8 protein-coding genes are annotated in these 7,945 nt (G+C 62.5%); 7 read left to right on the forward strand and 1 reads right to left on the reverse strand.

The window, feature by feature from the left end:
* From ACQY7U_RS17200 to ACQY7U_RS17225, 6 genes are all read left to right on the forward strand, one after another.
* Positions 1-243 (forward strand): L-rhamnose mutarotase (locus tag ACQY7U_RS17200; RefSeq protein ID WP_428646885.1); only part of this gene is annotated, 243 nt, incomplete at its 5' end.
* Entirely contained in the window at positions 236-1,309 is a 1,074-nt protein-coding gene (locus tag ACQY7U_RS17205) for a Gfo/Idh/MocA family protein (protein WP_428646888.1), read from the forward strand. The genes ACQY7U_RS17200 and ACQY7U_RS17205, both read left to right, overlap by 8 nt.
* Before the next feature lie 3 nt (positions 1,310-1,312).
* Complete coding sequence (locus tag ACQY7U_RS17210; protein ID WP_428646890.1) at positions 1,313-1,765, forward strand: MaoC/PaaZ C-terminal domain-containing protein; 453 nt, start codon at positions 1,313-1,315, stop codon at positions 1,763-1,765.
* Between the two features lie 18 nt (positions 1,766-1,783).
* Entirely contained in the window at positions 1,784-2,518 is a 735-nt protein-coding gene (locus tag ACQY7U_RS17215; protein ID WP_428646893.1) for an SDR family oxidoreductase, read from the forward strand.
* 23 nt (positions 2,519-2,541) lie between these two features.
* On the forward strand, positions 2,542-3,837 hold the full coding sequence (locus ACQY7U_RS17220; RefSeq protein WP_428646896.1) for an L-fuconate dehydratase: 1,296 nt from the start codon (positions 2,542-2,544) through the stop codon (positions 3,835-3,837).
* A 23-nt stretch (positions 3,838-3,860) separates the two neighbouring features.
* Complete coding sequence (locus tag ACQY7U_RS17225) at positions 3,861-4,700, forward strand: fumarylacetoacetate hydrolase family protein (RefSeq protein ID WP_428646899.1); 840 nt, start codon at positions 3,861-3,863, stop codon at positions 4,698-4,700.
* A 34-nt stretch (positions 4,701-4,734) separates the two neighbouring features.
* On the opposite strand, the gene ACQY7U_RS17230 is transcribed toward ACQY7U_RS17225, so the two are convergent.
* Entirely contained in the window at positions 4,735-6,960 is a 2,226-nt protein-coding gene (locus ACQY7U_RS17230; protein ID WP_428646902.1) for a CHASE2 domain-containing protein, read from the reverse strand.
* Positions 6,961-7,160: 200 nt separating this feature from the next.
* On the opposite strand from ACQY7U_RS17230, the gene ACQY7U_RS17235 reads away from it, so the two are divergent.
* Positions 7,161-7,945, forward strand: a 785-nt coding sequence (locus tag ACQY7U_RS17235) for a FecR family protein (protein ID WP_428646905.1), incomplete at its 3' end; no start/stop codon positions are given.

Genomic DNA, 7,945 nt, shown 5'->3' on the forward strand with positions numbered 1-7,945 from the left:
CTCGACATGATCTCCAGGTGCAACATCCGCAACTATTCGATCTTCCTGAAGGAACCGGAGAACCTGCTCTTCGGTTACTGGGAGTATCACGGCACGGATTTTGAAGCCGATGCCGCGAATATGGCCGCCGATCCGAAGACGCAGGAATGGTGGGACGTCTGCATGCCCTGCCAGCAACCCTTGGAAACCCGCAAGGACGGCGAGTGGTGGGCGATGATGGAAGAGGTCTTCCATCATGACTGAATTCTTCGATCCCGCCAGCCTTGCCCAGGACTGGCCACTGCCCGCCAAGCCGCGCCCGATCGTTACCTTCGGCGCCGGTTCCATCGTCGGCGATGCCCATTTCCCGGCTTATCAAAAGGGCGGTTTCCCCATCGCCGGTCTTTATGACCCGGATTCCGGAAAGGCCCGGGCTCTGGCGGACGAATGGGGCGTGCAGGCTTTCACTTCGCCTGAGGAGGCAGCTGCCGTCCCGGACGCCGTCTTCGACCTTGCCACGCCACCGAAAGTGCACGCCGAGGTTCTGCGCCTGCTTCCGGAAGGCGCCGCGGTGCTGATCCAGAAGCCCATGGGCAGCGACCTTGCGGGGGCAACCGAAATCCTGCAGATCTGCCGCGGCCGTAATCTGATCGCCGCCGTCAACTTCCAGCTGCGCTTTGCGCCGATGATGCTGGCCTTGAAGGATGCCATCGCCAGGGGCTGGCTTGGCGAGGTTGTCGACTTCGACGCCTGGCTGGCCCTGGCAACGCCCTGGGAACTCTGGGCGTTCCTGAAAGGCCTGCCCCGGATCGAAATCACCATGCACTCGATCCATTATCTCGACCTGATCCGCCAGATCCTCGGTGACCCGAAGGGCGTGCACGCGAAATCGCTCGGCCATCCGTCCCACGAGATGGCGCAGACACGCACCAGCGCCATTCTCGACTATGGCGACAGGGTGCGCTGCGCGCTGTCGATCAATCACGATCACAAGTTCGGCCGCCGTCACCAGGCCTGCGAATTCCGCGTGTGCGGAACGGAAGGCGCGGCGTACCTGCAGCTCGGCGTCAATCTGGACTATCCGCGCGGCGAGCCGGACATCCTCGAAATTCGCCCGAAGGGGGGAGACGAGTGGATCTCGGTGCCGCTGAAGGGCGCCTGGTTCCCGGATGCCTTCGTCGGCCGCATGGCGAACCTCCAGCGCTTCGCCTCAGGCGAGGATGCCGAACTGGTGAGCTCGGTCGAGGACGCCTGGAACACAATGGCCCTGGTGGAAGCGGCCTATGAATCCTCCTCGTCCCCCGCAACCCCGCTCGCACAAAGGCCGTAACCCATGGAACAGACGATCTATTTCGAGGACTATGAACTCGGTCATGAGCGCGTCACCTATGGCCGGACGATCACCGAAACCGACTTCGTGGTCCATGCCGGTCACACCGGAGATTTCTTCCCGCATCACATGGACGCGGAGTTCATGAAAACCCAACCCTTCGGTCAGCGGATCGCCCATGGCACCATGGTCTTTGCCATCGGGGTCGGCCTGACGGCCAGCGTCATCAACCCGGTCGCCTTTTCCTATGGCTACGACCGGCTGCGCTTTGTGAAACCGGTCTTCATCGGCGACACTATCCGCTCGCGCGTCACCATCGTGGCCAAGGACGACGACCCGAAGCGCCCGGCCGCCGGCCGCGTGGTCGAACGCACGGAAGTCTTGAACCAGAACGACGAGGTGGTTCTCGTCGCCGATCACATTCACATCGTGGAACGCAGGAACAAGCCCGCCTGACGGGCAGACGGAGACAGCATGACAAACTGGGTAAAGGACAAGACCGTTCTGGTGACCGCCGCCGGCCAGGGGATCGGCCGCGCGACGGCGCTCGCCTTTGCCGCCCATGGCGCAAGGGTGGTGGCAACCGACATCAACGAGACGGCACTGGCGGAAATTGAAGGATTGTCCGGCATTGAAACGCGCCACCTCGATGTCCTGAAGGACGCGGAGGTGCAAGCGGTCGTGGCCGAAACCGGCCCGGTGGATGTTCTCTTCAACGGCGCGGGCTTTGTCCACGCCGGCTCGATCCTGGAGATGAAGGACGAGGACTTCGACTTCGCGGTCGATCTCAACGTGCGCTCCATGATCCGGACCATCCGCGCCGTGTTACCGGCGATGCTGGAGCGCGGCGGCGGGGCAATCGTCAACATGGCGTCCGTGGCAAGTTCCATGAAGGGCGTGCCGAACCGCTTTGTCTACACCACCACCAAGGCGGCCGTGATCGGACTGACCAAGGCGGTAGCCGCCGACTATGTCGCGCAGAACATCCGCTGCAATGCCATCTGCCCCGGCACGGTGGAAAGCCCGTCGCTGCAGGACCGGTTGCGTGCCCAGGGCGATTATGAGGCGGCCCGTGCGGCCTTTATCGCTCGCCAGCCGATCGGCCGCATCGGCACGCCGGAGGAAATCGCAGATCTTGCCGTTCACCTGGCCAACGCCACCTACACCACCGGGCAGGCCTACGCCATCGATGGCGGCTGGACCATCTGACACTTGCCAGAGGACATGACCCCGTGACCAGTATCACCGGTCTGAAGACATACGACCTCCGCTTCCCGACGTCCGAAAACCTCGACGGTTCGGACGCCATGAACCCCGATCCGGACTATTCCGCTGCCTATGTGGTGCTTGAAACGGATAAAGAGGGCCTTGAGGGCCACGGCCTGACCTTCACCATCGGGCGGGGGAATGACATCTGCGTTGCCGCGATCGAAGCGATGCGCCATCTGGTTACCGGATTGGATCTTGCCTGGATCGCCGAGGACCCGGGCCGCTTCTGGCGGCATGTCACCTCGGACAGCCAGCTGCGCTGGATCGGGCCGGACAAGGGCGCGATGCATCTTGCAACCGGTGCGGTCGTCAATGCGGTCTGGGATCTTCTGGCCAGGAAGGCCGGCAAGCCGGTCTGGCGGCTCGTCGCCGACATGAGCCCGGAGGAAATCGTCGGCATCGTCGACTTCCGTTACCTTACCGACGCGATTACACCGGAAGAGGCGCTGACCATTCTGAAGGCCGCGGAGCCGGGCAAGGCGGAGCGGATCGCCAGGCTCGAGACGAGCGGGTATCCCTGTTACACAACCTCTGCCGGATGGCTCGGATATCCTGACGACAAACTGCGCCGTCTCTGCCGGGAAGCCGTAGCGGCCGGCTACACCCACGTGAAGCTGAAGGTCGGACGCGATCTGGAGGACGACATCCGCCGCCTCAGGATCGCCCGGGAGGAACTTGGGCCGGACCGGTTCCTCATGATCGATGCGAACCAGGTGTGGGAGGTCGATCAGGCCGTCGACTGGGTGAACCGCCTGGCTTTCGCCAAACCCTATTTCATCGAGGAACCGACCAGTCCGGACGATATCGCCGGTCACCGCCGCATTCGCCAGGCAGTGGCGCCGGTGAAGGTGGCGACCGGCGAGATGTGCCAGAACCGGATCGTCTTCAAGCAGATGATCGCGGGCGGTGCTATCGACATCGTGCAGATCGACGCCTGCCGCATGGGTGGCCTCAACGAAGTGCTCAGCGTCCTGCTGCTGGCGGCGAAATACGGCCTGCCCGTCTGGCCCCATGCGGGCGGCGTCGGCCTTTGCGAATATGTCCAGCACCTGTCGATGATCGACTTCGTTGCGGTGTCCGGCAAGATGGAGGGACGGGTGATCGAATATGTCGATCATCTCCACGAGCATTTCGTCGACCCCTGCGTCATCCGCGATGCGGCTTACATGCCCCCGCAAGCGCCCGGCTTCTCCATCGAGATGAAACCCTCGTCGATCGCGCACCACATCTTTCGGGGCGGCCGGACCGAAGCCGCCTGATATCAAGCCTTGAGGATAGAAACATGAAACTTCTCCGCATCGGAGCCGCAGGCCGTGAAAAGCCCGCCATTCTGGACAAGGACGGCCAACCGCGGGACCTCTCCGCACTCGTTCCTGATATTGCGGGTGACACGCTGACGCCGGACGGCCTGGCAAGAATTGCAGCAGTCGATCCCGTCTCCCTGCCCCTGATGGAAGACGGCCGGATCGGCCCGTGCGTCGGCCGGGTCGGCAAGTTCATCTGCATCGGCCTCAATTATTCGGACCACGCCGCCGAAACCGGCGCCGAGGTGCCGAAGGAGCCGGTGATCTTCTTAAAGGCGACGAGCGCTATCTGCGGACCCAATGACGAGGTGAAGATCCCGCGTGGCTCGGTGAAGACCGACTGGGAAGTCGAACTCGGTGTCGTGATCGGCAAGGGCGGCGCTTACATCGAGGAAGCTGATGCCCTTGATCATGTGGCAGGCTATTGCGTCATCAACGATGTCTCCGAACGTGAATTCCAGATCGAGCGCGGCGGCACCTGGGACAAGGGCAAGGGCTGCGACACTTTCGGTCCGACCGGTCCCTGGCTGGTGACGCGCGACGAGATTGCCGATCCCCAGAACCTGAGGATGTGGCTGGAAGTCGACGGCAAACGCTACCAGGACGGTTCGACGGAAACCATGGTCTTCGGCGTCGCGCATCTGGTCAGTTACGTCAGCCGGTTCATGAGCCTGCAGCCGGGCGACATCATCTCCACCGGGACGCCGCCGGGTGTCGGCATGGGCCAGAAACCGCCGGTCTATCTCAGGGGCGGCGAGGTCATCGAGCTTGGGATCGAAGGTCTTGGAACGCAGCGCCAGTCCGTCGGGAAAGCCTGAAGGTCACACAGCAAGCGGATCCCGCCGGTGCGGGTCATTGGTGTTCTTCAGCAACGATCGCCGCAGCCCGGCGTGAGATGAGCTTGCTATAGAACGGAGCCAGGCCGGGTGGCGCCGTGGCAAGGCAGGCGTTCGTGAGCCTGTCGATCTCGGCGGGGCCGGCGCCCCTTGTGCGGCTTGCCATCAACTCGGCATGCCGGGCTGCCAGATCTTGCCAGGCCGGCGACCCGGCAAGCGTTTCGTCGCCCACCAGGGCGTAGAGGGTGACCGGTTCGCTCTTGCCCTTGAGCGCGATCGACCCGGCTTCCAGGATGGCAAATTCCCGGCAGGCTTCCGCTGTTGTTTCCGACAGGAGGACCGGCCAGCCGATTTCCTTGCAGGAGGATTCGATGCGCGCGGCGATATTGACCGCGTCGCCTACGACCGAATAGTTGAAGCGGGATGTCGATCCCATGTTGCCGACGCACCCCGGTCCGCTGTTGAGGCCGATGCCGATGCCCACGTCGCCAATTCCGCTCGACCCGGCCTTGAAACCGAAGGCATCTCTTTCATTGAGCTCATTGACAATCCCGACCATGGCGAGCGCGGCACGCGCTGCCTTGAGCGGATGGTCCGTCACGTCGAGCGGCGCGTTCCAGAAGGCCATGATGGAGTCGCCTATGTATTTGTCGATAGCGCCCTCCCGCTCCTGAATGGCCTCCGACAGGGGCGACAGCAGGCGGTTGAGGAAGGTGACAAGCTCTTCCGGTGTCAGTTTCTCCGAAATCGGCGTGAACCCGCGCACATCCATGAACATGAAGGTCATGTGTCTTATTTCGCCCCCAAGCCGCAGCGACTGGGGGTGCTCCTCGAGCTTCTTGAGCAAATCCGGAGCAAGGTAACGCTGGAAGGCGTTGCGGACGAACCGCCTTTCCCGCTCGGCGATTGCAAAGATGAAGATCGTTGTCATCAGGAAGATGAGCCCGGACACCAGCATCGGGAAGACCGGGTCAAGCAACAGGCCATAGCGGGCAAAGGCGAACCAGCTACCGGCGGAGACCGTCGCGGTCAGAACCGCGCCGATGCCTGCCGAAACATAGGCCCCGGAGTGCGGCAGGATGACAGCCAGAGCGAGTGTGACGACAAAAAGGGCGGCGAGTTCGGCACCCGTTGCCCAGTCCGGCCGGCTCAGGAACGCGCCGGAGAGGATCTGGTCGATGATCTGCTCGTGCATGAAGACGCCCGGAACGCTTTCGCCGAGCGCGGTCAGCCGAATGTCCCTCAGCCCGGCAGCCGACGCGCCGAAGAGGATGATATGGCCCTCGATCAAAGGTGCGAGTTCCTCGTCTGAAAGGGACAGGATGTCCTTGGCCGAGAGATACAGCGACGGATCGTTTTTGGAGTAATACAGCATCAGCTCGCCGTTGGCGGTCACGGGCACCTGGAACTGGCCGACCTTGAATTCGGTCATGGCCTCGTTCCCGGCGCTGACTTCACCGCTCGCCTGGCTGGTCTTCAGGATGTAGGTGCCTTCGCCCTGGACGACACGCAGGGTTTCAAGCGCCATGGCCGGAAATTTCTGACCGTTCTCATCGGCAATGAACATGGGAACCCGCCTGACAACCCCGTCCGCGTCCCCCTGTCCGAGAGAAATGGTGCCGCTGCCGGTCGACGCCTGCCGGTAGGGCGGCAGGCTCATGACGCTGCCCCTGATCTGGTTGAGCAGGGGAGCCGGGTCGTCGCCGAGAACAACAAAACCGGCCTTGGGTTCAGGCAGACCCATCTGGGACCGGGCTTCGTTGAAGAAACCCAGGACCGTCGGCACACGGGCGATCGACTGCGCAAACACCAAATCATTGTCGGGAATACCGGACAGCAACGGGCCGATCTCGGCCCGGCCCGGCCAGCCGCGTTCTTCCAGTTCGCGCAAAAAACCTGCCGGCCCGGTCCGGTCGGGCTCGGAGAAAACCATGTCGAAGGCTATACAGGCTGCTCCGAGGGCGGCAATCCGGTCGACAAGGCGGGCCAGTTGCGTGCGTGGCCAGGGCCATTGGCCGTATTGGGCGATCGATTCCTCGTCGATGTCGATGATGCGGATCGGCTGGCCGAGCGGAACACGCGGCTTGAGGCGTTGATAGACGTCGAAAGTCAGGGCGCGCAGAGAGGCGACGAACACCGGATCGTAGAGGCGCACCTCACGCGCGCCGACCAGAAGGACCAGCGTTAGAAAGGCTACGAACAGATGCCTGTTGCGCAGAAAGCTCACAAGTCTTCGGCCCATCGTCGTCTTCCCGTCCAACGCGGGGCGCACGGCTGCCGTGGCATTCCGAGCGCGTCCGGCATACAACCCATGCCACTTTTGCCATTGTCAAATAAATCCTTGACAAATAAGGCGAATTCCAAAATGCCATCGTGAATGTGATTCGGTTTTTGGTTAACGGTATGTTATAGAAGCGGATTGTTCAAACAAAGGAGGGGTATATGTATTTGGCCCCGTTAGCGGTGGCGGCCGTCCTGTTCTCCGCTTTTTGCACGACAGCGTTAGCCGGCAAGGTAGGCACCACCGTAGAGGCCTCCAGAACGGTCCGTGCGACGGGTGGGGCGAAGCCGCGGCTCGTTCTTGTCGATACGGAGATTTATGAAAACGACCGGCTGCGGGCGAACGCGAGCGGTAACGCCCAGATTCGGCTTATCGACGGGACCAAGATCGTTGTCGGCCCCAATGCCGATGTGAAGATCGACGATTTCGTCTTCAACAAGAACAAGACAGTCAAGCGGCTCACGATCAGCGCCACACGCGGTGCATTTCGCTTTATCAGCGGCAACAGCAAGCATTCCGCCTACAAGATCAAGACGCCGAACGGCACCATCGGCGTCCGTGGAACCGCTTTTGACGTCACCATCACGCGGCAGGGCACCAATATCGCGTTGCTGCGCGGATCGTTGAACGTATGCGACTACAGCCAGCGCTGCCGTGAAATCCGGAACCGGTGCGATTATGTGCTGGTCAACCGCAGGGGCGTGACCAAGGACCGGCTCAACTCGGACAGGCTTCGGGATCAGGCCAAGACCCTGTTTCCGCTTCTGGTGGACGAAAAGCGGCTACATCGGCCGTTCAAGCAGTTCGCGTCCGGATGCACCTTCATGCGGGCCAGAATTGCACCGGACCGCGTACCGCCGGCAGCCCCGAAACCGGTGCCGATCAGTGCCCCGCCTCCGGAGGCTCCGGAACCCGCTCCGCCCGACAGCTCGCCGCCCGATGCCGG

This window comes from Roseibium sp., from assembly GCF_050301095.1.
Taxonomy (GTDB): domain Bacteria; phylum Pseudomonadota; class Alphaproteobacteria; order Rhizobiales; family Stappiaceae; genus Roseibium.

Coding starts and splice junctions, on each gene's coding strand:
- ACQY7U_RS17205 (WP_428646888.1), top strand. CDS start 236: ATGACTGAATTCTTCGATCCCGCCAGCCTTGCCCAGGACTGGCCACTG.
- ACQY7U_RS17210 (WP_428646890.1), top strand. CDS start 1,313: ATGGAACAGACGATCTATTTCGAGGACTATGAACTCGGTCATGAGCGC.
- ACQY7U_RS17215 (WP_428646893.1), top strand. CDS start 1,784: ATGACAAACTGGGTAAAGGACAAGACCGTTCTGGTGACCGCCGCCGGC.
- ACQY7U_RS17225 (WP_428646899.1), top strand. CDS start 3,861: ATGAAACTTCTCCGCATCGGAGCCGCAGGCCGTGAAAAGCCCGCCATT.
- ACQY7U_RS17230 (WP_428646902.1), bottom strand. CDS start 6,960: ATGGGCCGAAGACTTGTGAGCTTTCTGCGCAACAGGCATCTGTTCGTA.